The sequence below is a fragment of the Variovorax sp. P1_H2 genome, assembly GCF_056405295.1.
The window spans coordinates 1-19,418 of the sequence record NZ_JBFUCJ010000125.1; the positions used below are offsets into that span (position 1 = coordinate 1).

At 68.0% G+C, this 19,418-nt stretch carries 15 protein-coding genes and 1 rRNA gene; 10 read left to right on the forward strand and 6 right to left on the reverse strand.

The window, feature by feature from the left end:
• Positions 1 to 738: ribosomal RNA gene (locus AC1D2E_RS29645) — 16S ribosomal RNA — on the reverse strand; the annotation flags it as partial.
• A gap of 628 nt (positions 739 to 1,366) precedes the next feature.
• Here AC1D2E_RS29645 and AC1D2E_RS29650 point away from each other — a divergent pair.
• Complete coding sequence (locus AC1D2E_RS29650; protein ID WP_478200715.1) at positions 1,367 to 3,277, forward strand: ATP-binding cassette domain-containing protein; 1,911 nt, start codon at positions 1,367 to 1,369, stop codon at positions 3,275 to 3,277.
• 80 nt (positions 3,278 to 3,357) lie between these two features.
• A complete protein-coding gene (locus AC1D2E_RS29655; RefSeq protein WP_478200716.1) occupies positions 3,358 to 5,145 on the forward strand; it encodes a phospholipase D family protein in 1,788 nt (595 codons plus the stop codon).
• 13 nt (positions 5,146 to 5,158) lie between these two features.
• Here the strand turns inward: AC1D2E_RS29655 and AC1D2E_RS29660 are convergent, their stop codons facing one another.
• Positions 5,159 to 6,586, reverse strand: coding sequence for an aminotransferase-like domain-containing protein (locus AC1D2E_RS29660; protein ID WP_478200717.1), 1,428 nt, complete (start codon positions 6,584 to 6,586; stop codon positions 5,159 to 5,161).
• Positions 6,587 to 6,688: 102 nt separating this feature from the next.
• On the opposite strand from AC1D2E_RS29660, the gene AC1D2E_RS29665 reads away from it, so the two are divergent.
• The 8 genes from AC1D2E_RS29665 (at position 6,689) to AC1D2E_RS29700 (ending at position 13,191) form a co-directional block, all read left to right on the forward strand.
• On the forward strand, positions 6,689 to 7,288 hold the full coding sequence (locus AC1D2E_RS29665) for a LysE family translocator (RefSeq protein WP_478200718.1): 600 nt from the start codon (positions 6,689 to 6,691) through the stop codon (positions 7,286 to 7,288).
• Entirely contained in the window at positions 7,285 to 8,214 is a 930-nt protein-coding gene (locus tag AC1D2E_RS29670) for a DMT family transporter (RefSeq protein WP_478200719.1), read from the forward strand. Before AC1D2E_RS29665 ends, AC1D2E_RS29670 begins: the two co-directional genes overlap by 4 nt.
• A gap of 23 nt (positions 8,215 to 8,237) precedes the next feature.
• Positions 8,238 to 9,452 (forward strand): aminotransferase-like domain-containing protein, encoded by a 1,215-nt coding sequence (locus AC1D2E_RS29675; RefSeq protein ID WP_478200720.1) that lies wholly within the window; start codon positions 8,238 to 8,240, stop codon positions 9,450 to 9,452.
• A 24-nt stretch (positions 9,453 to 9,476) separates the two neighbouring features.
• Positions 9,477 to 10,112, forward strand: coding sequence for a LysE family translocator (locus AC1D2E_RS29680; RefSeq protein ID WP_478200721.1), 636 nt, complete (start codon positions 9,477 to 9,479; stop codon positions 10,110 to 10,112).
• A 1-nt stretch (position 10,113) separates the two neighbouring features.
• Positions 10,114 to 10,755, forward strand: coding sequence for a glutathione S-transferase family protein (locus tag AC1D2E_RS29685; RefSeq protein WP_478200722.1), 642 nt, complete (start codon positions 10,114 to 10,116; stop codon positions 10,753 to 10,755).
• A 5-nt stretch (positions 10,756 to 10,760) separates the two neighbouring features.
• Positions 10,761 to 11,666, forward strand: coding sequence for a PhzF family phenazine biosynthesis protein (locus AC1D2E_RS29690; protein ID WP_478200723.1), 906 nt, complete (start codon positions 10,761 to 10,763; stop codon positions 11,664 to 11,666).
• Positions 11,667 to 11,706: 40 nt separating this feature from the next.
• A complete protein-coding gene (locus tag AC1D2E_RS29695; protein WP_478200724.1) occupies positions 11,707 to 12,393 on the forward strand; it encodes a VOC family protein in 687 nt (228 codons plus the stop codon).
• A 168-nt stretch (positions 12,394 to 12,561) separates the two neighbouring features.
• Positions 12,562 to 13,191 carry a response regulator gene (locus AC1D2E_RS29700; RefSeq protein ID WP_478200725.1) on the forward strand — a complete coding sequence of 210 codons (630 nt, stop codon included), beginning with the start codon at positions 12,562 to 12,564 and terminating at the stop codon, positions 13,189 to 13,191.
• A gap of 15 nt (positions 13,192 to 13,206) precedes the next feature.
• Here AC1D2E_RS29700 and AC1D2E_RS29705 read toward each other — a convergent pair whose 3' ends face one another.
• The 4 genes from AC1D2E_RS29705 to AC1D2E_RS29720 form a co-directional block, all read right to left on the reverse strand.
• Entirely contained in the window at positions 13,207 to 16,212 is a 3,006-nt protein-coding gene (locus AC1D2E_RS29705; RefSeq protein ID WP_478200726.1) for a PAS domain-containing hybrid sensor histidine kinase/response regulator, read from the reverse strand.
• A 156-nt stretch (positions 16,213 to 16,368) separates the two neighbouring features.
• Entirely contained in the window at positions 16,369 to 17,172 is an 804-nt protein-coding gene (locus AC1D2E_RS29710; protein ID WP_478200727.1) for a hypothetical protein, read from the reverse strand.
• Complete coding sequence (locus tag AC1D2E_RS29715) at positions 17,169 to 18,011, reverse strand: DUF1266 domain-containing protein (RefSeq protein ID WP_478200728.1); 843 nt, start codon at positions 18,009 to 18,011, stop codon at positions 17,169 to 17,171. Before AC1D2E_RS29715 ends, AC1D2E_RS29710 begins: the two co-directional genes overlap by 4 nt.
• A gap of 315 nt (positions 18,012 to 18,326) precedes the next feature.
• Positions 18,327 to 19,418, reverse strand: a 1,092-nt coding sequence (locus tag AC1D2E_RS29720; protein WP_478200729.1) for an autotransporter outer membrane beta-barrel domain-containing protein, incomplete at its 5' end; no start/stop codon positions are given.

The following is a 19,418-nucleotide window of genomic DNA, read 5'->3' on the forward strand; positions in this document are numbered from 1 at the left end:
GTCCAGGGGATTGCCTTCGCCATCGGTGTTCCTCCGCATATCTACGCATTTCACTGCTACACGCGGAATTCCATCCCCCTCTACCGTACTCTAGCTATGCAGTCACAGATGCAGTTCCCAGGTTGAGCCCGGGGATTTCACAACTGTCTTACATAACCGCCTGCGCACGCTTTACGCCCAGTAATTCCGATTAACGCTTGCACCCTACGTATTACCGCGGCTGCTGGCACGTAGTTAGCCGGTGCTTATTCTTACGGTACCGTCATGAGCTCTCTTTATTAGAAAGAACCTTTTCGTTCCGTACAAAAGCAGTTTACAACCCGAAGGCCTTCATCCTGCACGCGGCATGGCTGGATCAGGCTTGCGCCCATTGTCCAAAATTCCCCACTGCTGCCTCCCGTAGGAGTCTGGGCCGTGTCTCAGTCCCAGTGTGGCTGGTCGTCCTCTCAGACCAGCTACAGATCGAAGGCTTGGTGAGCCTTTACCTCACCAACTACCTAATCTGCCATCGGCCGCTCCATTCGCGCAAGGCCTTGCGGTCCCCTGCTTTCATCCGTAGATCGTATGCGGTATTAGCACAGCTTTCGCTGCGTTATCCCCCACGATTGGGCACGTTCCGATGTATTACTCACCCGTTCGCCACTCGCCGCCAGGATTGCTCCCGCGCTGCCGTTCGACTTGCATGTGTAAGGCATGCCGCCAGCGTTCAATCTGAGCCAGGATCAAACTCTATAGTTCGATCTTGATTTTGCGTCCAACCTCGCGGTCAGACAAAACTCACAAAAACGGAATTGAAGTGAACTTCACTTCTATTCTCATGAGCGTTTAAAGTCTTGAAGACTTTGTTCCGAAGAACTTAGCCATTCGCCTCAAACGCCCACGCTTATCGGCTGTATATTTTTAACGATCACCGTAAAACAACTTCTTGTTTTACGCTTGCTTCGCTGCGATCAGCGGAGCCTTCRATTATGACACGGTTTTTTAAGAACCGGCAAACTTTTTTCGCTTTCTTCGACTCTTGCAATCAACTTCACCCGGAAGTCACTGCAATCACCGTTTTCTGCGGAGCCTTCGATTATGACACAGTTTTTWKAACTTCGTCAAGACCGCGGCCTTTTTTTCTTCCCYCACCGYCTGCTTCGATCACCGCACTCCCAAAAGAAGCRCCGCGCCGTCGTTTTCAGCGGAGCCTTCGATTATGACACAGCTTTTGATTGTTGCGCCAGCCTCGAAGGCCTTTTTGGCCTCCTCTTCCGACTTGGCGTCCCGGTCGTCTTCGAAGTTTTCTTCGCGTCTTGAGCCGAGCCCAKGAGTATATGCCACTTTTGAAGGCCTTCCGGCGCTTCGCTCCGATAATCGCTCTCACATGGCACTCATCACACTCCTCGACGCGCAACTCGCGTTCGGCCACGTCCCGCTGCTCGACCATGCGGACTTCTCCCTCATCGAATCGGAGCGCATCGGCCTGATCGGCCGCAACGGCGCCGGCAAGTCTTCCCTGCTCAAGATCCTGGCCGGCCTCGAGAAGCCGGACGACGGCACGCTTCAGATACAGCAGAACGTGCGCGTCACCTATGTGGCCCAGGAGCCGGTGCTGGACATGGAGGCGGATGTCTTCACCGCYGCCAGCGCGGGCCTCGGCGAGGTGATCGCGATCCGCGACCAGTATCTGTCGGGCGCACCAGGGCTGGACCTGGATGCGCTGCAATCCCAGATCGAGGCCTTCGATGCCTGGAACTGGGAGCAGCGGGTGGAGGAAACGCTGCATCGCCTGCACCTCGACGGCGCAGCCCTGGTCGGCTCGCTCTCGGGCGGCACGCGCAAGCGGGTCGCGCTCGCGCAGGCACTGGTGGCGGCGCCCGACGTGCTGCTGCTGGACGAGCCGACCAACCACCTGGACCTGGATTCGATCGAATGGCTGGAACAGTTGCTGATCGACTTCAAGGGCAGCGTGGTGACGATCACCCACGACCGCAGCTTCCTGAACCGGGTCGCGACCCGCATCGTCGAGCTGGACCGCGGCAAGCTCAGCTCCTATCCCGGCAACTTCGAGCAGTACCTCCTGCAGAAGGAGGAGCAGCTGGCCCAGGAAGCCGTGATCAACGCCAAGGCCGACAAGCTGCTGGCGCAGGAAGAGATCTGGATCCGCAAGGGCGTGGAGGCACGGCGCACCCGCAGCCAGAGCCGCATCAGCCGGCTGCAGGAATTGCGCGCCAACCGCTCGGCCCGGCGCGAGGTCCAGGGCAGCGTCAACATGGACGTCGCCCAGGGCCAGGCCAGCGGCAAGATCGTGGCCGAACTGACCGAGGCATCGAAGTCCTTTGGCGACAAGACCGTGATCCGCGGCTTCACCGGCACCATCCTGCGCGGCGACAAGGTGGGGCTGATCGGCCCCAATGGCGCGGGCAAGACCACGCTGCTGAAGCTGATCCTCGGCGAGCTCGAGCCCGACAGCGGCAAGATCCGCCGCGGCGCCAACCTGCAGGTGGCCTACTTCGACCAGATGCGCAACGCGCTGAACCTCGACGCCACGCTGGAGGACTTCATCAGTCCGGGCAGCGAATGGATCGAGATCGGCAACCAGCGCAAGCACGTGAAGAGCTACCTGGCCGACTTCCTGTTCTCGCCGGCCCGCGCCCATTCGCCGGTGCGCTCGCTGAGCGGCGGCGAGCGCAACCGGCTGCTGCTGGCGCGCCTGTTCGCCCGGCCGGCCAACGTGCTGGTGCTCGACGAGCCGACCAACGACCTCGACATCGACACCCTCGAACTGCTCGAGGACCTGCTGCAGAACTACGACGGCACGGTGTTCCTGGTCAGCCATGACCGGACCTTCCTGGACAACGTGGTGACCAGCACCATCGCCTTCGAGGGCGACGGGCGCTGGCGCGAGTACGAGGGCAGCGTGCAGGACTGGCTGACGCAGTCCAAGCGTTCCCGCGAGATCGCCCAGCAGCGTGCCGCGGCCGCCGCGCCGGCCACATCGGCAGCCGCACCGGCGCCCGCTCCGGCACCGGCGGCCGAGGCCACCGCCAAGCCGGCCGCGGCCCGCAAGAAGCTCAGCTACAAGGAGCAGCGCGAACTCGAGACCCTGCCGTCACAGATTGCCGAGCTGGAGGAAGAGCAGAAGCGGATCACCGAGCTGCTCGAGCTCGACGGCGGCGCCATCTACGCCACCGATGCCTCGCGTGCGGCCGAGCTCGGCGAACGCCATGCCCGCATCGACGACGAACTGCTGGCGGCGCTGGAACGCTGGGAAGCGCTCGGGACGGCGCGCTAGCGGCGTCTTTGTCCGACGCGGCACGGGGCCGCGGCACGCTATATATGGCGTTGCCCAGGCTCCTTCACGTTCCTCGCCGCATGCCCTGTAGACACGCCCTCCGGCGCCCTATCGCCCTGTTCCGCAACATCGCCGCTGCGCTCCTCGTCGCCGTGGGCGTCGCCGCTTGCGCGGAACTGCCTAAGAACGTCGACCGGCCGGTCTCGACCGCACTGGCCTCGCCGGCGAGCACCCCGCTCGGCGAACTGGTGCAGCAGCGCCGCAAGGCCGCCGGGACGCGCTACGAATCAGGTTTCATCCTGCTCGACGGCCCGGCTGCCGCCTACGGCAGCCGGCTGGCACTGGTGGAAGGCGCACGCAAGACGCTGGACCTCCAGTACTACACGATCCATGCCGACGCCAGCACGGCGCGGCTGCTGCGCGCGGTGCGCGAGGCCGCCGAGCGCGGGGTCCGGGTGCGCATCCTGCTCGACGACTTCAACAGCACCGGGCGCGACGCGGTCGTGATGCGGATGGCGCTGGTGCCCAATGTCGAGATGCGGATGTTCAATCCGCTGGCGGGCGCACGCGCCTCGACGCTGGGCCGCTTCTTCAGCTCGATCGACGATGCGTCGCGCGTCCAGCAGCGCATGCACAACAAGTTGTTCATCGCCGACAACGTGCTGGCGGTGGCAGGGGGCCGCAACCTGGGCGACGCCTATTTCGGCAAGGACAACAAGGGCAACTTCATCGATCTCGACCTGCTGGTGGCGGGGCCGCTGGTGCAGGACCTGTCGCGCAGTTTCGACGCCTACTGGAACAACGAGCGCGCCTATCCCGTGCAGTCGCTGGTCACGCCCCGTGAGCTCGACCGGATCCGCGAGCAGGCGCGCGCCGAACGGGAGACCGAACGACAGCGCGTGGAAGCCCAGGCACAGACACAGACACAGACACAGACACTGGCAGCGGCACCGCCCGCAGGCGATCCGAGCGCGAAGGAAGGGACGGCGGCCGCAGACGCCCGCGCGCCGGCCTGGGACGAGAAACCCATGGACCTGCGCAGTGCCGACTTCGTCTGGGCCCCGGCGGCGGTGCTGGCCGACAAGCCCGGCAAGATCCCGACCGACGGCGCCGGCCCCGACGCCGGCAAGGCGCCCGGCCTCACGGTGACCCGGCAAGGCGCACGCCCGCCCCGCCAGGCCGGGAAAAGCAGCAATTCGCTCGATGCCGCGGCCGGTGCGGCGGCCGACGGCGAGACCGTGGTCGACGGACTGCTGCAACTGATCGGGCTGGCCCGGATCGATCTGCTGATCATCTCGCCCTACTTCGTGCCGGGAGCCGACATGAAGCAGGCCTTCGCCGCGGCGCGGGCGCGCGGCGTGCGGATCCGGGTGCTGACCAATTCGCTGGCATCGAACGATGCGCCGGTGGCGCATGTGGGCTATGCGCGGCACCGCGACGAGTTGCTGGCGATGGGCGTGGAACTCTACGAACTGCGCAGCGAGCAGGCCGGGCTCGGCAGCGCCTTCGGCTCGGGCAGCGGCAGTGCCGTGGGCGAATCGCGCTCGATGCTGCATTCGAAGGTACTGGTGATCGACGGCCGGTTGCTGGTGGTCGGGTCGATGAACCTGGACCAGCGCTCGCAGTTGCAGAACACCGAGATCGCGGTGCTGGTGCGCAGCGACGCGCTGTCGGGGGTGGCCGGCCGCAAGATCGAGTCGGCGCTGCGCGAAGGCTCGTGGCGCGTGGAACGCAGCGAGGGCCGGCTGGTCTGGCACGCCCCCGAGGGCAGTGGCCTCGAGGACGCCACCGTCGAGCCCGACACCAGCGCCGGCCTGCGCCTGATGCTCAAGCTCCTCGGGCCGCTGGCGCCGGACGCGCTGCTGTAGCGGAGGCCGCGCTTCAGAGCTGGTCGCGCACGCGCGCGAACACCTTCCAGAAAGTCGCATCCTGGGCGGTCGCGAAATTGATCCGCATCAGCGTGGTGGGCGGCCGCCGGGCATGGAACAGCGAACCCGGCGCCAGCAGGTAGCCCTCGTCGAGCATGCGCTGGGTCAGCGCGTCGGTGTCGACGCCGGTGTCGACCCAGCCGAACAGGCCGGCCGGCTCCGAGGCCAGCGTGCAGCCGGCCGCCAGCGCGAGCTTGACAGTGCGCCCGCGGGCACCGTCGAGCCTGACGCGGATTCTTTCCGCATGCCGGCGCAACTGGCCCTGGTCGATGCACCAGGCCAGCGCGCGCTCGAACAATGCCGGCGAAGTCAGGGTCGCGAGCAGCTTGGTCTCGAGCAGGCGGCCGACCAGCGCCGGCGATGCCGCGAGGAAGCCGATGCGCCAGTTCGGCGCCAGGATCTTGGCGAAGCCGCCGACGTAGATGGTGCGCTGCAGGCCGTCGAGCGCGCAGAGCCGGGTCGCATGCTCGGGCGCCAGGTGGCTGTAGGTGTCGTCCTCGACGATGTGGAAGTCATGCCGGTTGGCGAGCTGCAGCACCCGGTGCGCGCTGCCCGGCGTCAGGCTGTAGCCGGTCGGGTTGTGCAGCACGCTCACGCTCACGAAGAGCTTGGGCTTGTGGGCCTCGCCGGCGGTGCAGTAGCGCTCCATCACTTCCAGGTCGGGGCCGTCGGCCTTGCGCGGCACCGGCAGGATGCGCATGCCCAGCGCCTCGAGCCGCGCGAACTCGATCGCCCAGCCCGGCTCCTCGACCATCACCGGATCGCCCGCGCGCAGGAGGGTGCGACTCACGATGTCGAGCGCGTGCGTGGCGCCGATGGTGGTCACGATCTGATCCGGCGCGGCCGGCACGCTGATGCCGGCCAGCTTGGTCGCCAGGCTTCGGCGCAGGCCGCCATCGCCCGCCGGCTCGCCGTACTGAAGCGACAGTTCCTGCAGCGCCTTGCTGCTGGTGACGCGCCGCACCGCCGCCGGCATGAAGGTCGACTCCAGCCAATCGGGAGGGAAGACGCCCATGCCCGGCTGCGGCTTGTCGCTCGGACGATGGAACATGCCGCGGATCAGCGCGCTGGCGTCGGCCGCCACCAGGGGCGCCGGCGCCTGGTCCGGCGCCGAGCGGGTGCTGGCAGCGTCCGGTCCGCCGCCGACCGCACCCGAATCGCGCACATAGAAGCCGCGCTGACGACGCGCCTCGACCAGGCCCTGTGCCAGCAGCTGGTCGTAGGCGGCGACCACGGTGTGCGGGCTCACGCCCTGCTGGCGGGCGCACTCGCGCACCGAAGGGAGCCGCGCGCCTGGCGGCAGCAAGCGGTTGCGGATGCGCTCGGCAAAACGGTCGGCGAGCTGCCCTGTCAGCGACTGGGCGGAGGTTCGGGTGAGCATGTCGCGTATTGTTCTGTGTCAATGCGTCGACCGATACAGACAGTTCTTATGTTCGATTATCTGTACCGGTACTGTAATGGTCATCAGTTTAAAGTGTGTCCCATGAACTGGCAAGAATTCACTGCGCTGCTGGTGTTGGCCACGGCGATGAGTTTTTCGCCGGGTCCCAACACCACCTTGTCGACTGCGCTCGCCGCCAACGGCGGCCTGCCGCGCGCCATGCGCTTCGTGTGGGCCGTTCCGGTCGGCTGGAGCCTGTTGCTCGCGTTGTGCGCGGCCGGCGTCGGCACGCTGGTGATGGCGGCGCCCTCGCTGCGCGGGGTCATCAAGGCGCTCGGCGTCGGCTACCTGCTGTGGCTGGCCTGGAAGCTCAGCGGCAGCGGCTCGCTGGGCCAGGCCGACAGCGCCAAGCTGCGGGTCGGCTTCAAGCAGGGCGTGATGCTGCAGTTCCTCAACATCAAGGCCTGGCTGCTGGCGCTGACGCTGGTCGCGGGCTGGATCGCCGGGCAGCCCGATGCGTTGCGGCGTTTCGCGATCGTCGCGCCGGTGATGCTGGTCTATGCCTTCACGAGCAACTTCGCCTACGCGCTGGCCGGTGCGCTGCTGCGCCACTGGCTGGCCCAGGGCCGCCGGCTGCTGTGGTTCAACCGCGCGATGGCGGCCGTGCTGGCGCTCACCGCCTGGTGGATGGTGGGCGCATGAAGATCAAGGAAGAAACCCTCGGCATGTGGCTCGGCGTGCTGGGCGTGGCCATCTTCGCGGTCACGCTGCCGATGACGCGGCTGGCCACCGGCACGCAGGCGGCGCCGCAGCTGTCGCCCTGGTTCGCGACACTGGGCCGGGCGGCGCTGGCGGGCGTGCTGTCGGTGGCGTTCCTGATCGCCACGCGCTCGCCGATGCCGCAGCGCCAGCACTGGCGGCCGCTCGGCATGGCGGTGCTCGGCAACGCCATCGGCTTCCCCTTGCTGCTGGCCTACGCGCTGCGCGTGGTCAGCGCCAGCCACGCCGCGGTGATCACCGCGCTGCTGCCCCTGGTCACCGCGGCCTGCGCGGCCTGGGTACTGCACCTGCGGGCGCGGCTTGGCTTCTGGCTCTGCGCCGTCGCCGGCAGTGCGCTGGTGGTCGCGTTCTCGTTGCTGCGGGCCGAGTCGCACGGCGGCGGCTTCGGCTTCGAATGGGCCGACGTGCTGCTGGTGGGCGCGGTCGCGGCGGCTTCGCTGGGCTACATCTATGGCGCCCAGGTGACGCCGGCGCTGGGCGCCGAGCGGGTGATCTGCTGGGTCTGCGTGATGGCATTGCCGGTGACGCTGCCGGGCACCCTGTGGCTGTGGCCCGAGCGGCCGATCGCGGCCTCGGCCTGGATCGGCTTCGTCTACGTCGGCGTGTTCTCGATGTGGATGGGCTTCTTCGCCTGGTACCGCGGCCTCGCCATGGGCGGCGCCCTGCGCGTCAGCCAGACCCAGCTGCTGCAGCCCTTCCTCTCGATCCTGGCGGCCGTTCCGCTGCTCGGCGAGCCGCTCGACGTGGTCACGCTCGGCTTCGCGGCGGCCGTGGTGGCCACCGTCGTCGCCGGCAAGAAGCTGTCACAACCGCGCACTCCACTGGTCGCCGCCGCGGCCTCCCGCTAACCTTCCGCACCTCAAGGAAAAACATGAACTGGAAACTCGCTGCCCGCGCCGAAAAGATGAATCCTTCGGTGCTCCGTGAAATCCTCAAGGTGACCGAGCGTCCCGGCATCATCAGCCTGGCCGGCGGCCTGCCTTCACCCAAGGCCTTCCCGATCAACGCCTTCGCCGAAGCCTGCGCCGAGGTGCTGCACAAGGATGGCCAGGCCGCGCTGCAGTACGGCGCGAGCGAAGGCTACGGCCCGCTGCGCGAAGCCGTGGCCGCGATGCTGCCCTGGCCCGTGGACCCGGCCCAGGTGCTGATCACCACCGGCTCGCAGCAGGGCCTGGACCTGGTCGCCAAGGTGCTGCTCGACCCCGGCAGCCGCGTGCTGGTCGAGACGCCGACCTACCTCGGCGCGCTGCAGGCCTTCTCGCCGATGGAGCCGGAGCCGGTGAGCGTCGCCAGCGACAGCGAAGGCGTGATCGTCGACGACCTGGTCGCCAAGGCCAAGGATGCGCGCTTCGTCTACCTGCTGCCCAACTTCCAGAATCCGACCGGCCGCACCATGCCCGAGGAGCGCCGTGCCGCGGTGTCCGCGGCCGCCGCCAAGGCGGGCCTGCCGATCGTCGAGGACAACCCCTACGGCGAGCTCTGGTTCGACAACGCGCCGGCACTGCCGCTCACGGCGCGCAACCCCGAAGGCTGCATCTACCTGGGCTCGTTCTCGAAGGTGCTGGCACCGGGCTTGCGCCTGGGCTTCATGGTGGCGCCCAAGGCGATCTTCCCGAAGCTGCTGCAGGCCAAGCAGGCGGCCGACCTGCATTCGCCGAGCTTCAACCAGCGCATGGTCCACGAGGTCATGAAGGACGGCTTCCTGTCGCGCCACGTGCCGACCATCCGGGCGCTCTACAAGCGCCAGTGCGAAGCCATGGTGGCGGCGCTGCAGCGCGAGATGAAGGGCCTCTCGGTCGAGTTCGTCAAGCCGGCCGGCGGCATGTTCCTCTGGGTGCGGCTGCCCGAGGGCATCGACACCGTGGTGCTGCTGCCCAAGGCGGTGGAGCGCGGCGTGGCCTTCGTGCCGGGCGCGCCCTTCTACGCCGGCCAGGGCGACCCGCGCACCCTGCGCCTGTCCTTCGTGACCGCCAGCGTCGACCAGATCGACACCGCGATCGCCGCACTGGCCGAGGTCGTGCGCGAACAACTCGCGCACCATGCGGCGGCCGAGGTGCAGCGGCAGCTGGCGGCCAGCCCCGCCTGACCCTTCCCGAGAAACGGCCCCGCAATGATCGACGGCAGCAGCTTCCTGCTCTTCCTGCTCGCGGTGCTGGCGCTGTTCGTCTCGCCCGGGCCCAACATGGCCTTCGTGCTCTCGCACGGCGTGTCGATGGGGCCGCGGGCCGGCTTCGCGGCCGGGCTCGGCATCGCGGCGGCGGACCTGGTGCACACGGTGTCCGCCGCGACCGGCGTCACGGCGCTGGTCGCGGCCTGGCCGCCCTCCTTCGACCTGCTGCGCTACGCCGGCGCGCTCTATCTGCTGTGGCTCGCCTGGCAGGCGCTGCGCGCAGGGGGTGCGCCATCGAAGCCGCAAGCGAATGCCACGCGCTTCGTGCGCGTGGTGCGCAACGCCTGGCTCAACAACCTCGTGAACCCGAAGGCGCTGCTGTTCTTCATGGTGTTCCTGCCGCAGTTCGTCGATCCGGCCCGCGGCAGCGTGCCGTTGCAACTGCTGCTGCTCGGCGTCAGCTTGTCGCTCGCCGGCCTGGTCTTCAACAGCTTGCTCGGCGCCTGCAGCGGGCAGGTCGGCCGCTGGCTGCAGCGGCGCGGCGCCGCCGGCTTCCAGCGCGGGCTGCTGGCTGCGATGATGGCGGGCCTGGCGCTGCGCCTTCTTTTGCTCGATCGCCCATCGAAGGGACTCTGACATGCTCAACATCTGGGGCCGGATCAGCTCCATCAACGTGCGCAAGGTGGTGTGGTGCGCGCAGGAACTCGGGCTCGACTTCCAGCGCACCGAAGCCGGTGGCCGCTTCGGCGTCGTGCAGACGCCCGAGTACCTGGCCATCAATCCGAATGCCATGGTGCCGGCCATCGACGACGGCGAAGGCCCGGACCGGGTCACGCTGTGGGAGTCGAACGTGATCGTGCGCTACCTGTGCGCCAAGCACTCGCCGGGCAAGCTCTACCCCGAGCCGCTGGCCGCGCGCTTCGATGCCGAGCGATGGATGGACTGGCAGCAGACCACGCTGAACGCGGTGAGCGGCGGCGCCTTCAGGCAATGGATCCGCACGCCGCCCGAACAACGCCAGCCCGAGCTGATCGCCTATTCGGTGCGCGCCACCGAGCCGCTGTTCGCGCTGCTCGACGCTCACCTCGCCAACCGCCCCTTCATGTGCGGCGACAACTTCACGATGGCCGACATCCCGGTCGGCTGCGAGGCGCACCGCTGGTTCGGACTGCCGCAAACCGAATACACGCGGCCCGTCTGGCCCCATGTCGAGCGCTGGTTCGCCGACTTGCGCACGCGCGCCGCAGCACGCGGCGTGCTCGACCTGGCCCTCGAATGACAACCATGATCTCCCGCCCCTTCAAGCAAGTCGACGTCTTCACCTCGACGCCCTATTTCGGCAATCCGCTCGCAGTCGTTCTCGACGGCAGCGGCATCGACGACGATGCCATGCAGCGCTTCGCCGCCTGGACCAACCTCTCCGAGACCACCTTCATCCTGCCTCCCACCGAGCCGAGTGCCGACTACCGCGTGCGCATCTTCACGCCCGGCGGCGAGCTGCCCTTCGCCGGCCACCCAACGCTGGGCAGCTGCCATGCCTGGCTGCAGGCCGGCGGCAAGCCCAAGGCGGCAAGCCACATCGTCCAGCAGAGCGCGGTGGGCCTGGTGCCGATCCGGCGCGAGGGCGAGCGCCTGGCCTTCGCCGCGCCGCCGGTGCGGCGCATCGCACCGAGCCCGACCCTGCTGGCCAAGGTCGCGGCGGCACTGGGGCTGAAAGCGCAGCAGATCATCACGGCACAGTTGCTCGACAACGGGCCCGCCTGGCTGGGCTTGCTGCTCGACGATGCCGACACGGTGCTCACGCTCAAGCCCGACCACCGCGCGCTGCGCGAGCTGGGGCAGAAGGTCGGCGTGGCGGGCCTGCCGTCGTCGGACGGTTCGCCGCTCCTGATCGCGCGCTCGAACCGCGAGGCGCGCGCCTTCGCGCGCTCGGAAGAAGCACCGGGCGACATCGAGGTGCGCGCCTTCGCGGCGCCGATCGGCGTCGAGGAAGACCCGGTCACCGGCAGCTTCAACGCCAGCCTGGCGCAATGGCTGATCGCCGACGGCCACCTGCCCGAGAGCTATGTGGCCGCGCAGGGCCAGACCCTGGGCCGCGCGGGCCGCGTGCACATCCGGCGCGATGCCGATGGGCAGGTGTGGGTGGGCGGGGATTCGGTGACCTGCGTGGACGGCAGCGTCCGGCTGTAGTCCGCGGCCCGGCCGAGTTAGGTCACAGAAAACGAACACCGTGACAGCACAGATCGACCACCTGGTGATAGCCGCCGCCACGCTCGAAGAGGGCGTACGCTGGTGCGAGGCGACATTCGGCATCTCGCCGGGGCCGGGCGGCAAGCATCCGTCGATGGGCACGCACAACCGCCTGTTCAAGATCGCGACGCCACGGTTTCCTGCCACCTATCTGGAGATCATCTCGATCGACCCCGACGCGGCAGCGCCGCCGACCCGCGCCGCTCACCGATGGTTCGACCTGGACGATGCACAACTCCAATCCATGCTGCGGCGCGAGGGGCCGCGGCTGATCCACTTCGTCGCCCGGGTGCCCGATGCCAGCGCCGCGGTGCAGTTGCTTCAGGGCCATCGCATCGATCGCGGCCAGGTGATCATGGCGTCGCGAGACACCCCGGCAGGGCGTCTCGCGTGGCGCATCACGGTGCGCGACGACGGGCAGCGCCTGTTCTACGGCGCGCTGCCGACACTGATCGAGTGGGGACCGGTCCACCCGACCGACAGCATGAGCGATTCGGGCGTGACGCTGCGCTCGCTGGAGCTCGCGCACCCGCGCGCCGCGGACCTGGGCGCCGCACTCGACAGCATCGGGCTCTCGGACGTGGCGCTGGTGGAGGGGCCACCCCTCGTGCGCGCGGTGCTCGACGCTCCGCGCGGTGTGGTCACGCTCGCATCCGGGGGCATTTGACAAAAAGCAGCGTATTCAGAAAGATGCGATCGAAGCGTAGTCCGGAAGCACTTGATCTGGATGTGTCGCGCTGCAGCCGTTTCGAGCCACAATCGCTTGCTAATTGATGCTCCAACGTCTCGGCCTCCCCTCCAGGCACACCCCCAGGGCGCCCCTTCCAACATGAAAATGCGCGTGATCATCGCGGACGACCATCCGATCATCGTGGCCGGCGTGCGGATGCTGCTCGAGAACCGGACCGACGTCGAGGTGGTCGCGGAGGCCGACACGCCCGACAAACTGCTGGCGGCGCTGCGCGCCACGCCCTGCGATCTGCTGATCACCGACTTCTCGATGCCGGGCGGACAGGCCGCCGACGGCCTCGCCCTGCTGCAGCGCATCCGGCGCGACCATCCCGCTGTGCCGGTCGTCGTGCTGACGATGGTCGCCAATGTCGGCGTGCACGGCACCATCCTGGAGTCGGGCGTGCGCGGCCTGGTCGACAAGGCGTCGGGCATGACGGAGATTTCTCTCGCGATCCAGGCCGTGAGCCAGGGACGCGACTACATCAGCGCCAGCTTCAGGCAGGGCCTGCTTGAAAGCAGCTTCGATGCGGGAAGCCCGGCCCGGCTCTCACCGCGCGAGCTCGAGGTGATCCGGCTTTTTTCGTCCGGCCTGTCGGTGACCGACATCGCCGATCGCCTGGCCCGCAGCGTCAAGACCGTCAGCCGGCAGAAGGCCGATGCAATGGCCAAGCTGGGTCTCAAGAACGACCTCGACATCTACGTCTACGCGCGCGAACACGGAATGGAATCCTGAGCCGGCCGCGCGCCCTCAGGCAGGAGCGCCATGCAGGCCGATGAAAGCGTCGGCGCGCGACAGCACCGACAGCAGCTCGGAGCGCGCCCCGGCGTTGAGCGCCGCGGCGGCCTCATCCAGCTCGGCGCCCTCGGCCGCCTCTAGCGATTCGACGGCCCGCATGGCCCCGACCGCCTTCGCTTCGTCGAGCTGGTGGCAGGCCGAACAGAGTCGATGGGCCAATTGGCGCAGGCGGACCCCATCGCGCGCCTSGGCGGCGGCGTCCATCGCCGCCAGATCCTGCGTGGTGGCGGTCACGAAGATGCGCAGCAACTGAGCGACCTTGGCGAGATCGCCGCCGCACAGTTCGGCAAGCGCCGGATAGTCCATAGCCGGCTCCGAACGGACGCCAGCAGGTTCGCCGGCCGGCGAAACCGGCCGGTCGAGCACGCCCTCGAGCGCATTTCGAAGATCCTGAAGTTGCAGCGGCTTGGACAAGTAGCCGTCCATGCCGAGCGCCAGGCAGCGTTCGGCCTCGCCCTGCAGGGCGTTGGCGGTCAATGCGACGATCGGCAGGCGCGGCAGGCCCAGCTTCGCCTCACGCGCACGCACCCGCTGGGCCAGGTCGTAACCGTCGAGGCGGGGCATGTGGCAGTCGGTCAGCAGCAGTGCATAGCGCGCGTCGGGTGCGACCAGCCGCTCCCAGGCCTCCTCGCCGTCCTCCGCGCAGTCGCACGCGAAGCCGAGCTTGGCGAGCTGCATCGTGATGACCTCGCGATTGAGTTGGTGGTCTTCGGCAAACAGCAGCCTGCGGCCCCGGCCGATCGGCGTGATTTCGGCGGTGCCACCGGACGCCGCGCGGCGGACCGGACGCAAGGTGGGCGCCGCATCGGCATCCGAGGTCCAGGCCTGCAGCGGCAGTGTCACGATGAAGCGGCTGCCACGCTTCGGTTCGCTCTCGCAGCGAACGCTGCCGCGCATCAGGTCGACCAGCTGCCGCACGATGGTCAGGCCGAGCCCGGTACCGCCGTAGCGCCGGGTGGTGGCGATGTCGGCCTGCTGGAAAGGTTCGAAAAGCGATTCGATGGCAGCCGGGTCGATGCCGATGCCGGTGTCCTCGACCGACAGCTGCAGCGACGCTTCGGAAGTCCGGCAGGCCTCGACCTTGATGCCACCCTCCTGGGTGAACTTGAGCGCGTTGCCGATGAGATTGGTCAGGATCTGCCGCAAGCGGACGGAATCGCCGACGATGAATTCGGGAATTCGCGGATCGACGTTGAACTGCAGGCCGATCGCCTTGCGCGCCGCGTCCGGCGCCAGCGTCGCGCAGACGTCCTCGACCAGTCCGCGCAAGGACAGCGGCCGGCTCTCGAGGTCCAGCTTGCGGGCCTCGATCTTGGAGAAGTCGAGGATGTCGTTGATGATCGTCAGCAGCGCGACCGACGACTCCCGGCTGCGCATCAGCATCGCACGCTGCTCGTCCGTGAGCGGCGTGTCGATCACCAAGTCGATCATGCCCAGCACACCGGTGAGCGGGGTGCGCACTTCGTGGCTCATCATGGCCAGGAACTGCCGCTTGGCGTCGAGGGCGGCGCGCGCTTCCTCGGCCTTGGTGGTCAGGTCGGCCTTGAGCGCCTCGTCGCGCGTGATGTCCTTGGCGATGCCGGTGAAGGTGACCAGTTTGATGTCGCTGTCCGCCTCGGCGCGGGTCGTCACGCTGCCACGCACGTCGAGCGTTCGCACCTCGCCATCGCGGCTTCGGATGCGGAACTGGTCCCGGTACGCGCCGTGCCCCTGCCGGTACGCCTGGCGCAGACCCCGCGCGGCCCGTTCGCGATCCTCCGGATGCAGCAGCTTGAGCAGATCGCGATAGCTGATGTCGGCTTGGTCGGCCTTGCGGAAAATCTCGCGGATCTTGGGATCGGCGGTGATGACGGTGTCGAGCAGGGCCATGCCGGCCGCGGAGGAATCCTTGTGCGTGCGGGTGACCGAGCGCCAGACGCCGAGTCCGCCGACGGTCAGGGCCAGCTCGAGGTTCGCCTGCGACTGCTCGAGCTCGGCGAGCACCCGCTCGGCCTGCAGCTTGGCCTCGCCCAGGGCCAGTTCGCCGAGGCGCCGCTCGGTGATGTCGCGGTTGACGCCGATCAGGAAGTCGTTGCCGTCGCGCGGGCGACTCGGCGAGGAAAAGCCCTCGACCCAGCGCACCGCGCCCGAATCGTCGATGACCCGGAACTCGTACGCGGCCACCTGCTTGAACTGCCGGGCATTCGCCAGGCGGGGCCCGAGCTCCCGCGCATCCTGCGGATGCACCCGGGCAAAGGCCGAGGGCTGGTCGTTCTCGCCGTCCTTCATGCCGAGGATCTGGCGCGCGCGCTCGTCGGCGTGCAGAGCGCCGGTGCTCAGGTTCCATTCCCAGGTCCCCATCCTCGCGGCCTCGAGCGCGATGCTCAGCCGCTCATGAGCGACTTCGAGCTCGCGCTGCAGCAGCTTCTGCTCCGTCACGTCGATCACCACCCCGACGACCCCTCGCAGCTTGCCGCGGCGATCATGGACCGGACGCTTGCTCGAGCGGAAACTGCGCGGCACACCGTCGACCTGGATTTCTTCGTCGTAGGTGTGCGCCTGGCCGGATGCCATGAGCTCCCGGTCCTGCGCAACGAAGCGGTCGTGCAATTGGACACCGAACAGGTCCCGGTCCGTCTTGCCGAGGGCCGCGGGTCCATCGATGTCGAAAGTTCGCTCGAATTCGGCGTTCATGACCTGGTAGCGGAAGGCCGTGTCCTTGAAGAACAGTCCGTGCGGCACGGCGTCGAGGATCGCATGCAACTGGTCGTCGCGGCGCTGCCGGTCGCGTACGCGCAGGTACTGCATGAGCGCCAGGACGACGATGCTGAGCGACATCAGCGCCATCCAGAACCAATGCAGTTCGATGGCCATGGGCTGGCCGAAGAAGTAGCTCGCGATGCCGAGCAGGCAAATCAATGCCATCGTGGCGGTGCCCGAATCGACGGTCCGCCACAACGCCCCACCCTTGATGACCATGAGACCTCCATCCCGATGCGGAAACCGCATGGGCGGAGACTAGTCGATCAACGGTCGAATCGCCAGTTGAGCGCCGGCGGCGCGCGATCGGCGAGCGGATCGAAAGGGGCGGCGAACGCATGGTTCGGACGGCGCCGACTTGTCGCGGGCGCGGGGTCAGTCGGGTTGGAGAAGACGCACGGCCACGGGTCGACGTGCCGGACGGTTTGCCGTGGGAACTCGCGCGAAGCCTGTCCGCGCAAGTGGCGACTGCCCGCTCCAAAGCATGTAGCCATCGCCGGGCTTGGCTTCCAGGGTCCAGCCGTTCGAGCCATCCAGTTGGAGCGCGACGCGGAGCTCGTCGATGGTGCAAGCCAGGTTGTCGATGCGGTGCCAATTGGCGCCGTGCTCGCCCGAGGGCAGCATGCGGGTCAACCAGCTCTTGGCGACCGGTCGACCTGCACTGAAGAAGAGCTCGAGCGCGACGTCGAAGTCGACCGAGTCGAGTTTCAGTTTCTCGTCGTCGAACGCGACGATCTTCTCGGTCGGATGGAAGGCATAGCGGTCCCACGCCAGCAGGCGGGGCGTGCTTGCGAACCCGAGGGAGTCGAGGAACGAGAGGATGACGCGATAGAGATCGCTGAAGAAGCGCGGCGCGGCCGCGAAGACGCCGGCCGCCTCGACTTGGCGGCGCACGGGACGCACGCGCTTGTGCATGGGTACGTGAAGCATGGGCACATCAGTGCCCATCGTGTCGAGCACGCATTCGACGACGCTCCGCCCCTGGCTGTCGATGTCGGGCGCATCGCCCAGCACCATCAGGTCGAGCGTCGAGGCGGCAGGACCCAGCGCCATGAGCTCATCGATGTGGGTGAACACCAGTGGCGAATGGCCGAGCGCGCGCAGGACGCGACGAATGTATTCGCGCGAACGGGGGGTGTAGGCGAGCACGCCGGCTCGCCGGGCGGCGGCGCGGCTCATGATGCGGTCGCCCGGCCGTCAGCGAGCAGGGGCGAGGCGCCGCAGTCTGCCGGGCTGCGCACGGGCAACACCGGCTCGGGCGCGTCGCGCCACCGCGAAGCGCTGCGGATCGGTGATCGACTCGGATTGAGGAACACCGAGTGCGTGCGGGCGAACTGCGCCCATTCGCCAAGATCGAAGATCTCGAGCGAGCCGCGCATGCCGAGGCCCACCAGTGCGGCCAGCGAATAGTCCTTCCAGGAGGCGTAGTGCGAGCGGGCCCTCACCGCCAGCATCCGCAGGAATTCCTCGGCACGCCACCTGGGCAGGTAGCCGATCGTGCAGGCCAGCCGGACCAGGTATGCCAGTTGCTGGATGTCCCAGGCCAGCACGCTGAGGTGGTCGTGCCGGAGCTCTTCGACCCGCGTGAGATGGGCTCGAAGCGCCATGAACCTGCAGGTGTCCTCGAGTGCCGCGTATTCGTTGGAATCGATCGGCGCGTCGACCATCCAGGCAGCGATCGCGCGCTTCTCGGCGGGCGACATGCGGCCCAGGCCCTCGATGCGGGACTGGATCACGCGACGGCAGTCTGCGTCGCTCTCGATGCCCCAGTGCTCGAGGAGAACCTGGCGGATGCGGCGCTCGGACAGGGCGCTGCCCAGCTGGTTGAAGTTGTCGCGCAGCAGCAAGGCGAAGTTGCCGCTGAGCAGATGGCCGAAGAGCTGTTCGGGCGAAACCGGCTCGGTGGGCTTGAACGCGATCGAGCGCGCCCAGGCCCGCCTCGAAGGACCGAGCCTGCCGCGCAGGAAGATCCACAGGACAAGACCCCAGATCGAGGCCGCGGCGATGAAGGCCGTCATGATGACTCCCTGGTGCGAGGTAACTCACGCATCTGCATCTGTTTGAATGACGCCGACATGGCGGCGATGGATTGGGGTCGGCTGCCCGGTCGATCCGGCGAGGCCGTCGGCGACAGGGAGTCGACTGGAATCGTACGGATCACTCGGATGCCGGACCATGAGAAAGATCCGAAAGAGGGGCCTGAAAAGGCGACTTAAGCACTACAGCCCAGACGCTTCGGCACAAAAAAAAGGGCTTCGCGCGCTGCGCGAAGCCCTTCTGTCCGAAGCCGGGGCATTCCACCCGCGCGAGAACGCGGGTGAAGCACGCCGGGTCTACCAGCGCACCCGCACCCCCACCGCCCCCTGGATCGACGCCTTGACCTCGGTGTCGCCGCCGGTGCTGAACAGGTGGCCGACTTCGCCATACAGGCTGGTGCTGCGGTTGAGCGCCAGCGTGAAGCCGCCCGCCAGCTCGATCGAGGTGTAGTCGCCGGCGGTGGCGATGTCGGTGAAGGCGGCCGGCCCGATGAAGCGGGCGATGGTGTTGCCGCCGGTGCCGTGGATCACGCCGACGCGGCCGTAGGGTTGAAGACGGCCGGCCGAGGTCGCGAAGTCGCCCTTGACGCGCACGCCGAGCCCCCCGGTCCAGCTGTCCAGGCTGCTCTGCTGCACGCGTGCGCCGGTGATGATCAGGTCATCGAGGCGGGCGTGGCTGTAGATCAGCTGCGCCTGCGGCTCGAGCGTCCAGCCGCCCCCCATGGCGAAGGCCTGGCCGATCTCGACCGCGGCCAGCCAGCTGCTGCCGTCGCCGGTGGTCTGGAGCCCGCCGAGCGGGCGCACGGTGTAGCGCTGCGAACCGTACTGCAGCACGGTATCGACATAGAAGCCGGTGGTGTTGGCGTAGGTGGCGTAGGCCGCCAGGTAGCGCGAGCGCAGGTCGTTGCTGCCGACCGCGCGCCAGATGCCGCTGGCAAAGCCGCTGACATCGGCGTCGCCGTCGATCACGCCGGCGTAGACGCCGGCGCGCCAGTCGCCCAGCGGGGACACATAGACATCGGTGCCGGCCTGGATCCCGCTCGCATGGCCCTGGCTGGACGGGTTCACCGTGCCGTCCTGGCGCACGTCGATGTCGGTGTAGATGGCCCGGGCCCAGGCGTGGCGGTCGGTCGTCAGCGCGCCGGCGACCGGCGTCAGGCTGGCGAGCGACTGGGCGCTGGCGTCGTCGTCGCCCGCGCGGCGATGCACGCTGCCGAGCATCGCCAGGTCGTTCTGGCGCAACTGGGCGGGCACGGCCGCGATCAGCGGAACCTCCGCACGGTAGGCCGTGACGGGCGCGGGTGCCGGCGGCAGCACGGCCGGGGCGGGCGCCGGCGCGGGAGATGCGGAAGGTGCGGGCGGGGCCGGCGGGGCCGGGGGGGCCGGCGA

Coding starts and splice junctions, on each gene's coding strand:
- AC1D2E_RS29655 (WP_478200716.1), top strand. CDS start 3,358: ATGCCCTGTAGACACGCCCTCCGGCGCCCTATCGCCCTGTTCCGCAAC.
- AC1D2E_RS29660 (WP_478200717.1), bottom strand. CDS start 6,586: ATGCTCACCCGAACCTCCGCCCAGTCGCTGACAGGGCAGCTCGCCGAC.
- AC1D2E_RS29665 (WP_478200718.1), top strand. CDS start 6,689: ATGAACTGGCAAGAATTCACTGCGCTGCTGGTGTTGGCCACGGCGATG.
- AC1D2E_RS29670 (WP_478200719.1), top strand. CDS start 7,285: ATGAAGATCAAGGAAGAAACCCTCGGCATGTGGCTCGGCGTGCTGGGC.
- AC1D2E_RS29675 (WP_478200720.1), top strand. CDS start 8,238: ATGAACTGGAAACTCGCTGCCCGCGCCGAAAAGATGAATCCTTCGGTG.
- AC1D2E_RS29680 (WP_478200721.1), top strand. CDS start 9,477: ATGATCGACGGCAGCAGCTTCCTGCTCTTCCTGCTCGCGGTGCTGGCG.
- AC1D2E_RS29685 (WP_478200722.1), top strand. CDS start 10,114: ATGCTCAACATCTGGGGCCGGATCAGCTCCATCAACGTGCGCAAGGTG.
- AC1D2E_RS29690 (WP_478200723.1), top strand. CDS start 10,761: ATGATCTCCCGCCCCTTCAAGCAAGTCGACGTCTTCACCTCGACGCCC.
- AC1D2E_RS29700 (WP_478200725.1), top strand. CDS start 12,562: ATGCGCGTGATCATCGCGGACGACCATCCGATCATCGTGGCCGGCGTG.
- AC1D2E_RS29710 (WP_478200727.1), bottom strand. CDS start 17,172: ATGAGCCGCGCCGCCGCCCGGCGAGCCGGCGTGCTCGCCTACACCCCC.
- AC1D2E_RS29715 (WP_478200728.1), bottom strand. CDS start 18,011: ATGACGGCCTTCATCGCCGCGGCCTCGATCTGGGGTCTTGTCCTGTGG.